General features: G+C 70.8%; 20 protein-coding genes and 2 pseudogenes. 12 read left to right on the forward strand and 10 right to left on the reverse strand.

All coding sequences use genetic code 11. The features are described 5' to 3' along the window. The first annotated feature begins 70 nt into the window (after positions 1 to 70). The 8 genes and pseudogenes from ABZ738_RS20615 to ABZ738_RS20650 all read left to right on the forward strand — a co-directional run. A complete protein-coding gene (locus ABZ738_RS20615; protein ID WP_357215399.1) occupies positions 71 to 907 on the forward strand; it encodes an ABC transporter ATP-binding protein in 837 nt (278 codons plus the stop codon). Next, positions 904 to 1,737 (forward strand): ABC transporter permease, encoded by an 834-nt coding sequence (locus ABZ738_RS20620; RefSeq protein ID WP_357215402.1) that lies wholly within the window; start codon positions 904 to 906, stop codon positions 1,735 to 1,737. Before ABZ738_RS20615 ends, ABZ738_RS20620 begins: the two co-directional genes overlap by 4 nt. Continuing rightward, positions 1,734 to 2,924: a sensor histidine kinase gene (locus ABZ738_RS20625; protein WP_357215405.1), complete on the forward strand. Its 1,191-nt coding sequence runs from the start codon at positions 1,734 to 1,736 to the stop codon at positions 2,922 to 2,924. Before ABZ738_RS20620 ends, ABZ738_RS20625 begins: the two co-directional genes overlap by 4 nt. Beyond that, on the forward strand, positions 2,921 to 3,541 hold the full coding sequence (locus ABZ738_RS20630; RefSeq protein ID WP_357215409.1) for a response regulator transcription factor: 621 nt from the start codon (positions 2,921 to 2,923) through the stop codon (positions 3,539 to 3,541). Before ABZ738_RS20625 ends, ABZ738_RS20630 begins: the two co-directional genes overlap by 4 nt. Before the next feature lie 49 nt (positions 3,542 to 3,590). Further along, the gene (locus ABZ738_RS20635; protein WP_357215412.1) at positions 3,591 to 4,079 is read left to right on the forward strand and encodes a GNAT family N-acetyltransferase; all 489 of its coding nucleotides are present in this window, start codon (positions 3,591 to 3,593) and stop codon (positions 4,077 to 4,079) included. A 42-nt stretch (positions 4,080 to 4,121) separates the two neighbouring features. After that, complete coding sequence (locus ABZ738_RS20640) at positions 4,122 to 4,715, forward strand: HAD-IA family hydrolase (RefSeq protein WP_357215416.1); 594 nt, start codon at positions 4,122 to 4,124, stop codon at positions 4,713 to 4,715. A gap of 72 nt (positions 4,716 to 4,787) precedes the next feature. Continuing rightward, a complete protein-coding gene (locus tag ABZ738_RS20645; RefSeq protein WP_343232740.1) occupies positions 4,788 to 5,906 on the forward strand; it encodes a winged helix DNA-binding domain-containing protein in 1,119 nt (372 codons plus the stop codon). 1 nt (position 5,907) lies between these two features. After that, positions 5,908 to 6,298, forward strand: a pseudogene (locus ABZ738_RS20650) (helix-turn-helix domain-containing protein); the annotation flags it as partial. Positions 6,299 to 6,376: 78 nt separating this feature from the next. Here ABZ738_RS20650 and ABZ738_RS20655 read toward each other — a convergent pair. The 5 genes from ABZ738_RS20655 to ABZ738_RS20675 all read right to left on the reverse strand — a co-directional run bounded on the left by ABZ738_RS20655 (position 6,377) and on the right by ABZ738_RS20675 (position 9,010). Further along, positions 6,377 to 6,826, reverse strand: a complete 450-nt coding sequence (locus ABZ738_RS20655; RefSeq protein WP_131051065.1) for a hypothetical protein — start codon at positions 6,824 to 6,826, stop codon at positions 6,377 to 6,379. 39 nt (positions 6,827 to 6,865) lie between these two features. Then, positions 6,866 to 7,234, reverse strand: coding sequence for a cupin domain-containing protein (locus ABZ738_RS20660; protein WP_201272255.1), 369 nt, complete (start codon positions 7,232 to 7,234; stop codon positions 6,866 to 6,868). A gap of 23 nt (positions 7,235 to 7,257) precedes the next feature. Beyond that, positions 7,258 to 7,902 (reverse strand): SRPBCC domain-containing protein, encoded by a 645-nt coding sequence (locus ABZ738_RS20665; RefSeq protein WP_357215421.1) that lies wholly within the window; start codon positions 7,900 to 7,902, stop codon positions 7,258 to 7,260. Further along, positions 7,883 to 8,311 carry a metalloregulator ArsR/SmtB family transcription factor gene (locus tag ABZ738_RS20670; RefSeq protein WP_131051067.1) on the reverse strand — a complete coding sequence of 143 codons (429 nt, stop codon included), beginning with the start codon at positions 8,309 to 8,311 and terminating at the stop codon, positions 7,883 to 7,885. The genes ABZ738_RS20665 and ABZ738_RS20670 overlap by 20 nt, the downstream gene beginning before the upstream one ends. Before the next feature lie 165 nt (positions 8,312 to 8,476). Continuing rightward, positions 8,477 to 9,010 carry a hypothetical protein gene (locus ABZ738_RS20675; RefSeq protein ID WP_357215424.1) on the reverse strand — a complete coding sequence of 178 codons (534 nt, stop codon included), beginning with the start codon at positions 9,008 to 9,010 and terminating at the stop codon, positions 8,477 to 8,479. Between the two features lie 353 nt (positions 9,011 to 9,363). Here ABZ738_RS20675 and ABZ738_RS20680 point away from each other — a divergent pair, with 353 nt between their 5' ends. After that, the gene (locus ABZ738_RS20680; RefSeq protein ID WP_131051069.1) at positions 9,364 to 9,876 is read left to right on the forward strand and encodes a SigE family RNA polymerase sigma factor; all 513 of its coding nucleotides are present in this window, start codon (positions 9,364 to 9,366) and stop codon (positions 9,874 to 9,876) included. A 544-nt stretch (positions 9,877 to 10,420) separates the two neighbouring features. Here ABZ738_RS20680 and ABZ738_RS20685 read toward each other — a convergent pair. Then, a complete protein-coding gene (locus ABZ738_RS20685) occupies positions 10,421 to 11,200 on the reverse strand; it encodes an NAD(P)H-dependent oxidoreductase (protein WP_357215428.1) in 780 nt (259 codons plus the stop codon). 147 nt (positions 11,201 to 11,347) lie between these two features. Between ABZ738_RS20685 and ABZ738_RS20690 the strand changes: the two genes are divergently transcribed. Continuing rightward, positions 11,348 to 12,217 carry a helix-turn-helix transcriptional regulator gene (locus ABZ738_RS20690; RefSeq protein WP_357215432.1) on the forward strand — a complete coding sequence of 290 codons (870 nt, stop codon included), beginning with the start codon at positions 11,348 to 11,350 and terminating at the stop codon, positions 12,215 to 12,217. Here the strand turns inward: ABZ738_RS20690 and ABZ738_RS20695 are convergent. Further along, positions 12,214 to 12,567, reverse strand: coding sequence for a nuclear transport factor 2 family protein (locus ABZ738_RS20695; protein WP_131051072.1), 354 nt, complete (start codon positions 12,565 to 12,567; stop codon positions 12,214 to 12,216). The two genes, ABZ738_RS20690 and ABZ738_RS20695, sit on opposite strands and share 4 nt — an antisense overlap. Positions 12,568 to 12,712: 145 nt before the next feature. On the opposite strand from ABZ738_RS20695, the gene ABZ738_RS20700 reads away from it, so the two are divergent. After that, entirely contained in the window at positions 12,713 to 13,111 is a 399-nt protein-coding gene (locus tag ABZ738_RS20700; RefSeq protein ID WP_357215436.1) for a VOC family protein, read from the forward strand. Positions 13,112 to 13,136: 25 nt separating this feature from the next. Here ABZ738_RS20700 and ABZ738_RS20705 read toward each other — a convergent pair. Further along, a pseudogene (locus ABZ738_RS20705) lies at positions 13,137 to 13,325 on the reverse strand (hypothetical protein); the annotation flags it as partial. On the opposite strand from ABZ738_RS20705, the gene ABZ738_RS20710 reads away from it, so the two are divergent. Next, complete coding sequence (locus tag ABZ738_RS20710; protein WP_357215439.1) at positions 13,276 to 13,527, forward strand: PspC domain-containing protein; 252 nt, start codon at positions 13,276 to 13,278, stop codon at positions 13,525 to 13,527. The pseudogene ABZ738_RS20705 and the gene ABZ738_RS20710 overlap by 50 nt on opposite strands. A 198-nt stretch (positions 13,528 to 13,725) precedes the next feature. On the opposite strand, the gene ABZ738_RS20715 is transcribed toward ABZ738_RS20710, so the two are convergent. Together ABZ738_RS20715 and ABZ738_RS20720 are read right to left on the reverse strand one after the other, a co-directional pair. Further along, positions 13,726 to 14,337, reverse strand: coding sequence for a TetR/AcrR family transcriptional regulator (locus ABZ738_RS20715; protein ID WP_357215442.1), 612 nt, complete (start codon positions 14,335 to 14,337; stop codon positions 13,726 to 13,728). Positions 14,338 to 14,364: 27 nt separating this feature from the next. Next, positions 14,365 to 15,255 carry an SDR family NAD(P)-dependent oxidoreductase gene (locus ABZ738_RS20720; protein ID WP_357215444.1) on the reverse strand — a complete coding sequence of 297 codons (891 nt, stop codon included), beginning with the start codon at positions 15,253 to 15,255 and terminating at the stop codon, positions 14,365 to 14,367. Positions 15,256 to 15,380 lie beyond the last annotated feature (125 nt).

Consider the following 15,380-nt stretch of genomic DNA (forward strand, 5'->3'; position numbering starts at 1 on the left):
GGTCGACGGACACCACGGTTCCGTCCACCGGTCGTCCCGCGACACCCCCACGTCGACCGACGATCAGGACATGACCGACTCCCCCGTCATCTGCGTCCGCGGACTACGTAAGACCTACGGCGACACCACCGCCGTGGCCGGCGTCGACCTGGACGTCGCCACCGGCGAGGTGGTGGCCCTGCTCGGACCCAACGGCGCCGGCAAGACCAGCACCATCGACATCCTTCAGGGCCACCGCGACCGCGACGCCGGTGACGTGCAGGTGCTCGGCCGCGACCCGGCCCACGTCGACCTCGACTGGCGCGCCGGCATCGGCGTCGTCGCCCAGCACAGCGACGACCTGACCGAACTGACCGTCGCCGAGGCGGTACGCCACTTCGCCCGCTACTACCCCGCACCCCGCGACCCCGCCGACGTCCTCACCCTGGTCGGTCTCACCGACAAGGCCGGCGCCCGGGTCCGTACCCTCTCCGGCGGCCAACGCCGCCGCCTGGACGTCGCACTCGGCGTGGTCGGCCGCCCCCGGCTGCTCTTCCTCGACGAACCGACCACCGGCTTCGACCCGCAGGCGCGCCGCCAGTTCTGGACGCCGATCCGCCGACTCGCCGGCGAGGAGACCACCATCCTGTTCAGCACCCACTACCTCGACGAGGCCGAGGCACTGGCCGACCGCGTCGCGGTCATCGTCGGCGGCCGGATCGTCGCCGACGGTGCCCCGGCCACCCTCGGCGGACGCGCCACCGCCCGCACCGTGGTCCGGTGGGCCCACGGCCGGCAGGAGACCGACGACCCGGCCGCCCTCGTCGCCGAGCTGACCCGCCGCCACGGCGGCACCGTGCCCGGCCTGACCGTCAGCCGCCCCAGCCTCGAAGACGTCTACCTGGACCTGATCGGAGCGACCCCGTGACCGCCACCGCCCACCGCGCCGCCACCCGCCGCCCCGGTGCCCTACGGCTCGGGCTGCACCGCGCCGGCATCGAACTGCGGTGCTTCTTCCGGGAACGCGACGCCGTGGTGTTCACCTTCGCCATGCCCGCGGTCATCCTCGCCCTGCTCGGCGCGATCTTCGACGGCGTCTACGAGGGCAGCGACGTGACCTCGGCCCAGTACCTCGCCCCCAGCATGATCGCCGCCGGCATCGCCTCCACCACCTTCGTCAACCTGGGCACCGGCATCGCCGCCGACCGCGACGACGGCACCCTGCGCCGACTGCGCGGCGTCCCGATGCCCCCCTCGGCGTACATCGTCGGCAAGACCCTGATGGCCCTGGTGGTCAGCATCGGCGAGACGATCCTGCTGCTGGGCATCGCGGTACTCGCCTTCGACCTGCGGCTGCCCACCGACCCCGCCCGCTGGCTCACCTTCGGCTGGGTGTTCCTGCTCGGCGCCACCGCCTGCGCCCTGGTCGGCATCGCCGCCAGCAGCCTGGCCCGCTCGGCCCGCAGCGCCGGGGCCGTGATGAACCTGCCCTACCTGGTGCTGGCCTTCATCTCCGGCGTCTTCTACACCCCCGTCGGGCACCTACCCGAACCGCTGGTCACGATCGGCTCGCTGTTCCCGCTCAAATGGATGGCCCAGGGCTTCCGCTCGGTGTTCCTGCCCGACACCATCCTCCCGCAGGAGGTCGTACCCTCCTGGGAGCACGGTCGGATCGCGCTCGTGCTCGCCGCGTGGTGCATCGGAGGAATGGTGCTGTGCCTGACCACCTTCCGCTGGCGAGGTCGACGCACCCGATGACTCCACCGACCGACACGTGGAGCGCACGCTTCCGGCTCTGGGACGGCTACTTCGCCCTGGCCGCCGTCGGCGTCGCCGTGGCCGTGGCCGCCGACGGCAGCCGTACGCCCGCCGCCCGCCTCGGCTGCCTCGCGCTGTTCCTCGCCCTGACCGGCTGGTACCTCGGCGTCGGCCGCCGACTGATGCGCGACTCCGTCGAGGACTGGCACGGCTACCTCTACCTCACCGGGGTGATCCTGCTCTACGTGCCGGCGGTCCTGCTCAGCGGCACCGCCTCGTTCCTACTGTTCGTGCTCAACCCGCAGATGTTCATGGTGCTGCCCGCCATACCAGCGGTCGGCGCGGTGCTGCTGCTCAACTCCGTGCACGTGATCGTCCTGGCCGTCCGGCTGCCCGACCTGGGCGAGGTGGTCGCGCCCCTGCTGATCGCCCTGATGACCGTCCTCGTGGTCAGCGTGCTGGGCGTCTGGGCCCAACACACCGTCGCCGAGAGCGGCCGACGCGCCGAGCTGATCGCCCAACTGGAACAGACCCGGGCCGAGCTGGCCGAGGTCTCCCACCGCGCCGGGGTGGCCGCCGAACGGCAACGACTCGCCGCCGACATCCACGACACCGTGGCCCAGGGCCTGTCCAGCGTGGTGATGCTGGTCCAGGCCGCCGAGGCCGACCTGGACCGCGACCCGGACCAGGCCCGCCGCCACCTGGACCTGGCCCGGCAGACCGCCCGGGAGAACCTGCTCGACGTACGCACCCTGGTCGCCGCACTCACCCCGACGCAGATCGACGGCTCCCCGCTGGAACAGGCACTGGACCGGCTGGCCGACCGCTTCACCCGGGAGACCGGGGTGCCGGTCACCTGCACCGCCGACCTGACCGCCGGCCCGGCACCGGGCACCGCCGTGGAGGTGGTGCTGCTACGCGCGGCACAGGAGGCGCTGACCAACGTCCGGCGGCACGCCGACGCCACCGCCGTGGCCGTCCTGCTGCACGGCGACGACGACCGGGTCACGCTGGAGATCGGCGACGACGGCGCCGGATTCGACCCCGCCGGGGCGTACCCGGACGGCGACGGCGGCTACGGGCTGGCCGGGCTGCGCACCCGCGTCGAACAGGTCAACGGCAGCGTCCTCGTACGCTCGGCCCCCGGCGAGGGGACCACGATCCGGGTGGAGGTGCCGTACCAATGATCACCGTGCTGCTGGTGGACGACCACCCGGTGGTCCGCGCCGGAGTCGCCGGCATGCTCGCCGGCACCGACGACATCACCGTCGTCGGCGAGGCCGCCGATGCCGCCGAGGCACTCACGGCCGTCCACGCCCACCACCCCGACGTGGTCCTGATGGACCTGCGGATGCCCGGCGACGACGGCGCCACCGCCACCGGCCGCATCCTCACCGCTCGACCACAGACCCGGGTGGTGGTGCTGACCACCTACGAGACCGACACCGACATCCTGCGGGCCGTCGAGGCCGGCGCCGCCGGCTACCTGCTCAAGGACACCTCCCGCGCCGACCTGATCACCGCGATCCGCACCGCCGCACGCGGCGGCACCGTCCTCGCCCCCTCGGTGGCGACCCGACTGCTGCACCAGGTACGCCGACCCACCGCCCGCGACACCCTGTCACCCCGCGAGGTGCAGGTGCTGCGGCTGGTCGCCCGAGGGCTGTCCAACGCCGAGATCGGCCGGGAACTGCACATCGGCGAGGCGACCGTGAAGACCCACCTGCTGCGGACCTTCAACAAACTCGACGTCTCCGACCGCACCGCCGCCGTCACCACCGCCATGGCCACCGGCCTGCTCTGACACCGCCCCCGACGACCGGCCCGACAATCCGGCTGGCATGCTCGCGAGCATGCAGATCAGGACCGCGACCGCCGGGGACTGGCCCGGCATCTGGCCCTTCCTGCGCGAGATCGTCTCCGCCGGGGACACCTACACCTGGCCCCGCGACGTCGACGAGACCCGCGCCCGCGACATGTGGCTGGTCCCCCCACCCGGACGCACCGTCGTCGCCGTCGACGACGACGACACCGTGCTCGCCTCGGCGAAACTGACCCCCAACCAGCTCGGCCCCGGCGACCACGTGGCCAACGCCAGCTTCATGGTCGCCCCGGCCGCCGCCGGACGCGGAATCGGCCGGGCCCTCGGCACGTACGTGCTGGACCTGGCCCGCACCGACGGCTACCGGGCGATGCAGTTCAACGCCGTGGTCGCCACCAACACCCGCGCGGTGGCGCTGTGGCGCTCACTCGGCTTCGACGTGGTCGGCCGCATCCCCGACGGCTTCCGTCACCCCACCCAGGGCCCCGTCGACCTGCTCGTCATGTACCAGCGCCTCTGAGCCGCCCGGCGCGTCCCCGGCCACGCCGGATAACCTGGGCCGGTGATGCTGCCCCTGCCCACCGGCGACTTCCAGGCGTACCTGTTCGACTGCGACGGCACCATCGTCGACTCGATGCCGCTGCACTACACCGCCTGGCGGCAGGCCCTCGACGAGTGGGAGTGCACCTTCCCCGAGGACCTCTTCTATGCCTGGGCCGGCCGACCGACGCTCGACATCGTCGACGCCCTCAATGAGCAGCAACGCCTGAACATGCCGGTGGAGACCGTGGTCGCCCGCCGCGAGGAGCACTACCAGCGGCTGCTGCCCACCGCCGCCGGCATCCCCGGGGTGCTGCACCACATCCAGGACGCGCACGGACGCATCCCCTTCGCCGTGGTCTCCGGCAGCACCCGCGAAGCCGTCACCGCCTCCCTCGACGCCCTCGGCATCCTCGACCGGTTCGACGTGCTGGTCTGCGCCGGCGACTACACCCGCCCCAAACCCGACCCGGAGCCGTTCCTGCGCGCCGCCGAGCTGCTCGGCGTACCGCCGCACGCCTGCCTGGTCTTCGAGGACGCCGACCTGGGCATCGAGGCCGCCGTCGCCGCCGGCATGGCAGCGGTCCGCGTGCCCCAGCCCCGCCAGGGCAGCTGACCCGCCGGAAAGCACCCGACTGTCGGTGCCCGGGCCTAAGCTGCCCTCGACCGACGACGGAAGGCGGCGCAAGTGGCACCTCGCGGCACGACGCTGACCGGCACCGACGCGCTCGCCCTACGGATGACCAGCCTCCTGCTGAGCCCCACCCCCGCCACCACCGGGCAGACCGTGGCCGAGGTCGTCGAGTGGTTCGGTGCCATGCAGGCCCAGGAGATCAACAGCGGCCTGTGGTCACTGGGCGTACGGTTACCCGGCGCCACCCAGACCGACGTGCACGCCGCGCTGGAACGCCGGGAGGCCCTGCGGACCTGGCCGATGCGCGGCACCATCCACCTCGTCCCCGCCCGCGACGCCCGCTGGATGCTGGAGCTGACCGGCGTACGCGCCCTGGCCGGCGCGGCAGCGCGCCGCGAGTTCCTCGGCCTGACCGAAGCAGAGGCGGACCGCGCCGCCGACGTGCTCGGCACCGCCCTGGCCGGCGGCGGCCGACTGACCCGCACCGACTGCGTGGCCGCGCTGGTCGCCGCCGGCATCGACGGCGCCGGCCAGCGCGGATACCACCTCCTCTGGTACGCCAGCCAGCGCGGCGTCACCTGCATCGCCCCCAATCTCGGCACCGAGCAGACCTTCGCACTGCTCGACGAGTGGGCGCCCGGCCAACACCGACCCGACCGGGACGAGGCGCTGGCCGCCCTGGCGCTGCGCTACTTCCGCAGCCACGGCCCCACCACCCGACAGGACTTCGCCGGCTGGACCGGCCTGACCGCCACCGACGCGAAACGCGCCATCGCCGCTGCCGGCGACGCCCTGACCACCGTCCAGGTCGACGGCACCGAAGCGATCCTGCCGCCCGCCCTGCTCGACGCACCCCGCACACCCACACCCGACGTGCTGACCCTGCCCGGCTTCGACGAATACCTGCTCGGCTTCAAGGACCGCACGCTGATGCTCGACCCCGCCCACAAGCAGGCCATCATCCCCGGCGGCAACGGCGTCTTCCAGGCCACCGTCGTCATCGGTGGCCGGGTCGTCGGCACCTGGAAACGCACCCTGGCCAAGACCCGGGTCACGCTGGCCGTGAAACCCCTGGTCCCGCTCGACCCGGCACAGCGCACACAGGTCGAGCAGGCCCTGCACCGCTACGCCGACTTCCTCGCCCTCCCACCCCGCGTCACCTGGCCCGACTAGCCTTCCCCGCCGCCTCGTCGTCCCACCCGCACCGGGCCGGGGCCAGGCCCAGTTCGTCACCACCCCGGTCCCCGCACAGGACGACCATCCTCTGGCCGACCTGCTCCCGTGGGTGATGCAGCGACTCGACCGACCCCTCACCGTGGAGGACCTGGCCCGCCAGGCCCACCTGAGTTCCCGCCACCTGGCTCGTCACTTCCGCGCGGCGACCGGCACCACCCCGCTGCAGTGGCTGCTGACGCAGCGCACAGGAGCTGTTGGAAGCCACCGACGACAGCATCGACACCATCGCCGCCGCCGCAGGCATGGGCACCGCGACGACGCTGCGCCGCCACTTCCACCGCGCTGTCGGCGTACCACCGGACACCTACCGCCGCACGTTCCGGACCTGACGCCGCCCGGCGGCGACACCGAACGTGGCGCGAAGGTGACCCGGCCCTCTCCGACCGGCGGCGGTGAGGAAACAGCCCTCAGGCGCGGGCGATGTCTCGGCAGGCGGTGGCGATCAGCAGGCCCAGGCCGACGGCCATCAGCGGCAACCCCAACCCGAAGGGCAGTTCCGAGACGGAGTTCAGGTTGCCGCCTCGCCCGATGTTCCCGAAGCTGGCCGCCACCACCGCCAAGACCATCACCAGGGTGCCGATCCCGGCAGCCAACGCGGCCATCGCCGCCTCGACGACGGTCCGGGCCCAGAGACTGGTCACGACCGCCACCAGCAGGAAGGCGAACGTCCAGAGCGTCCACCCTCCACCGCTGCTGAGGCTGGCGTACTCCCAACCGGAGTACCACCACAGATGCCGTGGCGACTGCCGGAACCACGGGAGCAGATACCCGAAGAGGATGAGCATCGTCGCGAGGAGCATCACGCCGTCGAAACCGGCGAGCCTGCTGCGCCCGTCGGCACCCTTGTCCTGAGTCACCTTCGGGATGCTAGCCACACCACGCCAAGGACTCGACGGTCAGAGCAACGAGTCGTCGTAGGCGGCAGTCAGCGCACCACCGGCATCGCCGGTGTTCACCACACCGGCCGGCTCTATCAGGATCGCGTGCACCTCCCCGTCGGCGACCGGGCAGTGCTCGACGCCACGAGGCACGACGAACAGCTGCCCCGGACGCAGGAGCACGTCACCGTCGCGCAGCTGGATGGTCAGCTCCCCGCTCACCACGAGAAACAGCTCGTCGGTGTCCTCGTGGGTGTGCCAGACGAACTCCCCGCGCACCTTGACGACCTTGACCTCGTAGTCGTTGAGCCGGGCCACCACCTTCGGTGACCAGTGCTCAGAGAAGCGGGACAACCTGTCAGCGATGTCGACAGCCTCATGCGCCACGCCCACCATCCTGACATGGTCGGTCAGCTCGGGTCGGGTGCGTAGAACGTCGTGGTGGCCTGCACCGCGGCGGCGACGTGCTCCGGGTCGCCACCGGCGGCCAGGTGAGCCTCGCCCCAGGCCGCGGCGCTGCGCCGGATGAACTCGCGCCCTTCGGGTGACGTGTGAACCTCCGCATAGTCGACGCTCCCGCCACCGGTCAACATCTGGGCAAGGGCGAGGAGAGCCAGGTCCCACCCCACGCCACCGGCACCGGGGCCGTAGGTCGGGAAGAGGGGTTCCGCGACGACCGCTGCGTGGACCAGCACGAATTCGGTGTCGCCGGACGGGCCCGGGGCCAGGCGTACCTCCACCTCACTCGTGCCGGGCCAGGCGTCCGCGTCCGGCCCGTAGAGCCAGGACACCCTGAGCAGACGCGGCGGCTCGCACCGCAGGATCTCGCCGTGCTCACCCCCGTCGAACTCGTATTTCCCGCCGAGCCGCAGATCCCCGGTGACCGGCTTCAACCAACGGTGCAGCCGCTCGGGGCTGGTGATGGCGTCCCAGACGTCGTCGACCTGCGCCGCGTATCGCCGTCGGAGCTCGATGGTGTACGCCTCACCTGCGGGCAGGCTGCCCTTGCCCATGGTCCGCCGCGCGGCGGCCAGTTCATCCAGTACGTCTTTCATGTTCCGTTCCTCTCGCTGCTGAGTCTGCCTCGTCCGCACCGACGTCGGACTCGGCCCGCCGGGAGGTCTGCCCGCCAGCCGAGGTCCGAGCTGCCCGCCGGCCCCGGGCCAGCTCGGTTTCCAGCGCGTCGAGCCGCTGCTCCCACAACCGGCGAAACCGGCCCAACCACGCGTCGACTTCGCTCAACGGCGCCGGCTCGACGGCGTAGAACCGGCGAGCGCCCACAGCTCGCACCGACGCGAACCCGCTCTCCCGCAACACGCGCAGATGCTGTGAGACACCCGGCTGGGAGAGCCCGAACTCGGCCCGGATCACGTCCGTGACCGCGCCGGAGGTCTGCTCGCCGTCGGCGAGCAGCTCCAGAATGCGCCGGCGTACCGGGTCGCCGAGGATGTCGAAGGCGTGCACGACCACAGACCGTACCGGCCTTCGCTTATATAAGCCAGAGCAGGCATCCTGCCGAAGGCTGCGGCTCAGCGCTGGGCGAGGAACACGGCCACCGGACTCCACGTGTACGCGGCACGGCGTCCTCGTACTCGACGGCACCGTCCGGCCCCGACACGATGACCGGTGTCAGTGCGAGAACGGCTCCAGGCACCCGAACTCGGCAGCCGCGCCGGTGACCTCGACCATGACCCGCTCGGCCCGTACGTCCCCGATCACACAGCCCGCCTCCGCGAAGCGAGCCGCGTACACCGCGCCCGGCGGGGGTGCGTCCTGCCCGATCGGCGCTCGCATGCCGGTGACCTCGATGGCCTCTGCCTTGATTCCCAGGTCGAGCAGCGCCCGCTGGGTGGACGCCGGCGCGTAGTCCCCCGCCGCGCGTAGTGCCTCAAGCTTAGGCCGGATCCGCGCGGCGAGTTTCTCCCCCGCGCGCTGGTCCGCCTCGGAGAGTTCGTGCCGGCGCTTCCAGCGGTTGTTGTCGCCGTGGCGAGGAGGTGCGTCTGCCCGTGGACCGGTCGGCTCCGGCACCACAGCAGCCGACGCCGTCGCACTCGGGGGTGTCGCCTGCACGTCGCCGGCTCGGGTGCCCGGGGCCGCGCAGCCGAGCGGGAGCAGGGCGAGCGAGGTAGCAGCCGCCAACCAACTGATCTTCGCTGTCCGCATCAATGACCCCCGTCTATCAGCCTCAGCGGAGGCGATTGTAGGGGGCACTGTCATTCGTCGGCGTCCGCCGCCCTGCGACGAGAGCACCACGGCCCCTGGAGGCGTGGCGACAGTGCGTCGCTGACCCTCGCCCAGGGCCTGATGCTGGTGACGAAGAGTACGCCGCATGAGCGGCGTCGCTTCCCGGTCCACGCTGCCACGCCGGGCGCATGCCGCGAATCGCGCTCGAACGACGATCCGCATCCTCGGCGAGCACGCGATCGCCACCCAGGATGAAGGACATCTGATGGATAGTGGGCGCGGTCCCGTGCGTCTGTGGTGGTGAATGAGGCGTACCGAACGGAGCTGAACGGTTGGACGACAAGGCGAGAGCCAAGTTCGGCGAGTTCGCGCAGAGCCGGACCGCCGCCCTGATCAGGACGGCCTACCTGCTCACCGGCGACCAGCATGCCGCCGAGGACCTGGTGCAGTCGGCGTTGACCAAGGCGTACGTCAAATGGCCGACGATCCGGCACGAGGACCCCGAGGGGTACGTGCGCGCGGTGATGTACCGCGAGCGGGTCAGTTGGTGGCGACGCCGGGGACGATTACGGGAGACGCTGGTCGGCTCGCCGGTCGAACGGGAACACCCGGACGACAGCGGCCACGCCGACCTGCGGCTGGCCATGCGGGCAGCCCTGCTGCGCCTTCCCGTGGCACAGCGCGCGGTGCTGGTCCTGCGGTACTACGAGGACCTGCCCGAACAACAGGTAGCCGAGGTGCTCGGCTGCTCGGTCGGGACCGTCCGCAGCCGGACCCACCGGGCGGTCAGCCGACTGCGTGAGGTACTCCCCGGTGCCGAACTCGTGCTGGAGCTGAAGCGATGAACACCCCGATCGACGACCTCATCCGATCCACCCTCACCGACATCGCCAAGGAGGCAGTCCCCATGGATCTGGCAGATTCCGCCGTCGCTCGGGCGCGCAGGCGTCGTACCCTCACCGTCTCGGTCGGGGTGGCGGGCGTCGCCGCCGCCCTCATGGTCGGCACGCCGCTGGCGATGGCGGCGGTGAACCGGGATTCCCCGCCGCCGTCCGCCCCCGCCGACCGGCCGTCGGTGGACCCCAGTCCCGTCCCGATCAGCTCCGTCCCCTCTCCGCCGCCGGTGGACCCCCGCCACGTCCGTATCAGCCCTGTCCCTATACCGCCGTCGGTGGACCCCAGTCCCGTCCCGATCAGCCCTGTCCCCTCCCCACCGCCGGTGGATTCCAGTCCCGTCCCGATCAGCCCTGTCCCGCATCCCCCATCGGTGGATCCGAAGGGTTCTGGCACGGGTTCCTAGCTTCAAGGCACCGGCACATCGTGCGTCGGCGATCGGTTCTGGCGTACGGACGTGGCCGACGAGCACGCGACTCTGACCCGTGCGGGCGGTCAGCCTCTTACGTGCAGGTGGAACCCCTGACTGCCCGGCACCTCCAGACCCGCTTTCAGGCGCAGTGACGGGATCTCGTAGTCGCCGTGATTCTGGCGACGGAACGCGATCGGCTCGGTCGACTCCAGCGTCAGCAACCGATCCGTCCACGCCTTCGCCACGATCTCGAAGTCGCCGCCGATCATCCGGTCGGCGCCGTGCACCACGAACGGCGGCAGCACCTGGAGGCCCGGGTAGTACAGGATCCCGTGGTGGATCGGGAACAACAGATCCTCGATCGGGCCGTTGATCCCACGGTCGCTGTAGTGCGACTGCGGGCCCCCGACGGTCACCGACAGCATCGCCCGTCGACCCAGCAGTGTCCCCTCACCGAACCGCTCGCCGTAACGGGTGTCGTCGTGCACTCCGACGCCGTAGGCGAAGTGGAACGAGAAGACGCGGTCCACCCAGCCTTTGAGAATGGCCGGCATCGTGTACCACCACAACGGGAACTGGAGGATCACGGTGTCGGCCCACAGCAGCTTCTCCTGTTCGGCCCGCACGTCGGCAGTGAGCGCGTCCGCGTCGTACGCCCCACCTGAGCTGGGAATCACCCGCAGCGGCTCGGTGGCGTACCCGCCGAAGTCGGCCGCGTCGACCACCGCCTTCCAGTTCATCGCGTACAGGTCGCTGACCCGCACCTCATGCCCGGCGGCTTCCAGCGTCGACACCGCCAGGTCTTTCAGCGCGCCGTTGAGCGAACGCGGTTCGGGGTGGGCGTAGACGACGAGCGTCTTCATGGTCATTCCCTTCGACGGGGCGTACCTGCCGCCACCGATACTCGGCTGCCGGCACCGCGCCGTTCAGGGCCGCGTGTTCCGTCGGACCGGACTTCCTGGTACTACCAGGGCCACCGTCAGGCGGACGGTCACGGCGATACTGGCACCATGGACGACCTCGCAGGTTTCCTGCGCACCCGGCGCTCCCGGATCGACCCGTCGGTTCTCGGCATTCCCACCGACACCCGGCGTCGCGTCGAGGGCCTGCGCCGCGAGGAGGTCGCGCACCTGGCCGGGGTCAGCGTCGACTACTACGTACGCCTGGAACAGGGTCGCGCCACCCAACCCTCGGAGCAGGTCCTGGACGCGCTGGCCCGCGTCCTCGATCTCGACGACACCGAACGCGGGCACCTGTACCGACTCGCCCGGCAGCGCCGCCGCCGCGCCCCGTCGCCCAGCGGACGGCCACGCGACGAGGTCCTGCGCGTGCTCGACCTGATCGTGGACGCACCCGCGATGATCATCGATCACCGCCTGGACGTGTCGGCCGGCAACCGCCTGGCCCGACTCCTGTACGGCCGGCAGCTGCCGGGCCTGAACACGGCACGCCACATCTTCCTCGACGAAGCCGAACGCGGGCTGTACGCGGACTGGGAGACGTGCACCCTCGACGTGGTGGGGCACCTGCGTCTGGCCGTCGGCAAGTACCCGGAGGATCCTCGCCTGGCCCCACTCATCGGCGAACTGGCGATGGGCAGCGAGCGCTTCCGCCGTCTCTGGGCCCGCGCCGACGTGCGGGCCCGCCGCCACGGCCGCAAGGCGTACCGGCACCCGCTGGTCGGGCTCCTGGAGCTGCACCAGGAGAACTTCGTCCTGCCGGACGACTCGGGGATGGAGTTGCTCGTGCTGTCGGCCGAGGCGGGCAGCGCCAGCGAGGACGGCCTGCGGCTGCTGGCCGCGCTCAGCAGCACCGAAGATCCGGCAGTGCGGCACCCTGATCCCAGAAGCCGGTACGCGGCTGCGGAGAAGTCTGACTAGACCGGGACGAAGGTGGCGGCCAACACCCGCCAGTCGCCGCCCTCCCGCACCCACAGTCGGGTGTAGCGCAGCCGCGCGGACATCACGGCACCGCCCTGAACGGCATCCACCGCAGCGACCAAGCGAGTCACCCCGGTCCGACCGTCTTCCTGGACGTCGAGCGACTCCTCCACCAGGCTCGTGATCCGCAGCGCACCGGAGCGGTAGCTCTCCAGGTCGTCGTCCTTCGTGAAGACCGTGCCGTCCGGTCCGGCGGCCACGACCTGCGGGTGCAGTAGCGCATCGAGGGACTCGACGTCGGCGGCGCGCTGGGCGGCGTGCAGGTGTCGTTCCGCGGTGAGGAGATCCATCCACCGATCCTCCGCAGCGCAGCGCAACAGGACAAGCGGCTTCGCTCGCGGCAGAACAGCGCGTCGACCCGGCGGGACGCCTGAGTGGTTCCCGGCACGAGATCAATCAGCCTCGCTGACCCGCCTGCGTGTGCGACAGTGATTCATGCCGTTGAGCGAGCATCACCTCAGGGCGTCGATCGCCGTGTCCGACATCCACCGGGCGGTCGCGTTCTACGAAGGCACACTGGGCCTACCGGCGTTGCAGTCGGGACCGAGCGCCACCATCACCGACGGCAGCCGCGTCTATGGTGCCGGCGGCGTGGCGGCCCTGAACATGTACCAGTCGGTCACGGCCGGCACGAGCACGGCGACCCTGGCGACATGGTACGTCGACGACATCGACCGGATCGTCGACGAGCTCGCCTCGTCCGGCGTCGATCTCATCCGCTATGACGGGCTCGAACATGACGCCAAGGGCATCACCGCTCGGGCCGGCGGTGGACGTATCGCATGGTTCCAGGACCCCGACGGCAACACCTTCGCCCTCGAAGCCGACGTCTGACCGCTGGGCGGGGCACTCGTCCCGATCAGCTCGCCGCCGCGCCGCCGAGATAGCCGACGTCCGTGGCGCCTGACGCGATCTGGACGCGGTAGCCCCAGCGCCGGAGGACCTGCGCCATCTTCGCGACGCCCGCCGGGTTGGCGGAGTGCACATAGACCACGCCGATGTCGAGGGGGCGCTTCTCGAACGCGGCCCGTTCCAGGATCAACGAAGGCAAGTGGTTCGGCGGCATCTGTCTCGGCGTCGCGACGTACGGCGAGTTCCGCGTCGACTGGGTACGCACCGTCGTGCTGCTGCTGACCCTGTTCACCGGCGGGCTACTCGCCGTGGCGTACCTGATCCTGATGCTCGTGCTCCCCGTCGTCCCGACGGTCGCCGATTATGAGCGCCAACGGGACGCCCCGCGATACCCCTGATCCTCCCGGCGCGCTGGCACACGGGACCTACCAAGCCCATGCCGCAGACCGTCGAGGCATCATGCGTGATCGGCGACGACGAAGCGCGGTGGCGCACCGACATCGGCTCCGCGTCGTAGCCCCGCCACGCCGAACGGTGTGCCGCGCCACATAAATTGATCATGGTTATGGCCGGTGTTCTGCGCGTGCTCGGAGTCACTAGTCCGAGCGGTCGTCGAGAGAGGCGAGGATGAGTTCCCGTGTGGCGTGGACCGTGGATGAGCAGGTGGCCGGGTCCCGGCCGATGCGTTCCGCGCCCGCGCGCATGACGCCGGAGAGCAATTCCACCGCGAGGTGCACATCGCCGACATCGCGGAACTCGCCGCGTTCGACGCCGTCCCGGACGACGTTCTCGACCTCGACGACTATCGCGTGGAACGGGCTGTCCGGCCCCTTCGGCACGTCAACGAACGGCAGACCGAAACCGGGCCGGAACATGAGCTGGAGAACCGGGTCCTGGAACGCGACCAGGACCGTCTCGATGATCTCCCGCATCCGCTCCGCAGCCGGGTCTGTGGAGCGTGCGGCGATCGTGGCCACCCGATCGACCGTGGGCTGACCCACCCGCTGAGTCAATGCCAGGACCAGCGCCGCCTGGTCCCGGGCGTAGTTGTACAGCGTGTTGCGTGCGAGCCCGGCACGGGTCGCGATGTGGCCCATGTTGATCGAGTCGTAGTCGCGTTCGAGCAGGAGCTGCCGCATCGCCTCGGCGAGATCGACCCAGACCATCGCGTGGTGTTCCTCGATGCTGGCTCCACGAATCCGCGGCATCCGGTCATCCTTCCCTACGGCAGTGGGTCATCCGGTGGCTGCCTTCGGGTAGTGGCGGCGCAGGTTGGCGGCGATGACGTGGTCGAGCATCCGATCGGAGAGCAGCCGGGTCAGGCTGATGACCAGGGCGGCATCACGGCCGATCGTGTAGCGGGTACGCGGCCTGCGGGCCGTCACGGCCTTCGCGATGACCTGGGCGGCGGCGTCGGCCGTCACGCCTGACGCCGTACCCGTCTCCATCAACGTGTTGATCGCCTGGATCAGGCTGCCGTACCGGGCGTCCTGCTCCGGCGTCATCTCGGCAGCCAATTCGTTCGCCGTGGCGACCCCACGGGCGGCCATCTTCGTGCGGACTCCGCCGGGCTCGACCACGACCACCGGCACGCCCAGCGGCGCGACTTCCCGCCGCAGCGAGTCGCTCACCGCTTCCAAGGCGAACTTCGCCCCGGCGTACGCCCCGTACGTCGGCATGGCGGCCTTACCGCCGATCGAGCTGATATTGACCACGCGGCCCTTGCCGCGCAACAGCGCGGGCAGGAGCGCCTGGGTGACAGCGACATGGCCGAACAGGTTGACCTCGAACACCCACCGCCACTGCGCCATCGGCAGTGCCTCGACCGGCGCGTTCACCTGGATTCCTGCGTTGTTGACGAGAGCGTGCAGCGCACGCGGATCGTGGTCGACCCGTGCGGCGAGTGCCGCCACCTGCTCGGCTCTGGTGATGTCGAGAATGACCGGTTCGATGCCGGTCGCACGGACGGCGTCGGCGTCGCGGTCGCGTCGCACACCGGCCAGCACGTGAAATCCCTGGCGGGCCAGTTCGCGGGTGGTTGCGGCACCCATGCCGGTGGAAGCACCGGTGACCACGATCAGCTTCTGCATGTCCGCACTCTGCCTTATACGACAACCTGTCGTCAAGATTGCGACAACATGTCGCGAACCTGCGTCACGCTGGTCATGACCTGACGAAGCCGGAGACGGGCGAGCGGGAGAAGCGGGCCGTCTTCGTCAGGCCGGCGGACCGACGCCGCAGCTCTGGTGGT

The sequence above is a fragment of the Micromonospora sp. NPDC047793 genome (genome assembly GCF_040642635.1).
In the GTDB taxonomy this organism is placed as follows: domain Bacteria; phylum Actinomycetota; class Actinomycetes; order Mycobacteriales; family Micromonosporaceae; genus Micromonospora.

Bases quoted from the DNA above. Each gene is read 5' to 3' on its own strand.
- ABZ738_RS20615 (WP_357215399.1), top strand. From the start codon at position 71: ATGACCGACTCCCCCGTCATCTGCGTCCGCGGACTACGTAAGACCTAC.
- ABZ738_RS20625 (WP_357215405.1), top strand. From the start codon at position 1,734: ATGACTCCACCGACCGACACGTGGAGCGCACGCTTCCGGCTCTGGGAC.
- ABZ738_RS20630 (WP_357215409.1), top strand. From the start codon at position 2,921: ATGATCACCGTGCTGCTGGTGGACGACCACCCGGTGGTCCGCGCCGGA.
- ABZ738_RS20635 (WP_357215412.1), top strand. From the start codon at position 3,591: ATGCAGATCAGGACCGCGACCGCCGGGGACTGGCCCGGCATCTGGCCC.
- ABZ738_RS20665 (WP_357215421.1), bottom strand. From the start codon at position 7,902: ATGAAAGACGTACTGGATGAACTGGCCGCCGCGCGGCGGACCATGGGC.
- ABZ738_RS20675 (WP_357215424.1), bottom strand. From the start codon at position 9,010: ATGCGGACAGCGAAGATCAGTTGGTTGGCGGCTGCTACCTCGCTCGCC.
- ABZ738_RS20685 (WP_357215428.1), bottom strand. From the start codon at position 11,200: ATGAAGACGCTCGTCGTCTACGCCCACCCCGAACCGCGTTCGCTCAAC.
- ABZ738_RS20690 (WP_357215432.1), top strand. From the start codon at position 11,348: ATGGACGACCTCGCAGGTTTCCTGCGCACCCGGCGCTCCCGGATCGAC.
- ABZ738_RS20695 (WP_131051072.1), bottom strand. From the start codon at position 12,567: ATGGATCTCCTCACCGCGGAACGACACCTGCACGCCGCCCAGCGCGCC.
- ABZ738_RS20700 (WP_357215436.1), top strand. From the start codon at position 12,713: ATGCCGTTGAGCGAGCATCACCTCAGGGCGTCGATCGCCGTGTCCGAC.
- ABZ738_RS20710 (WP_357215439.1), top strand. From the start codon at position 13,276: ATGTCGAGGGGGCGCTTCTCGAACGCGGCCCGTTCCAGGATCAACGAA.
- ABZ738_RS20715 (WP_357215442.1), bottom strand. From the start codon at position 14,337: ATGCCGCGGATTCGTGGAGCCAGCATCGAGGAACACCACGCGATGGTC.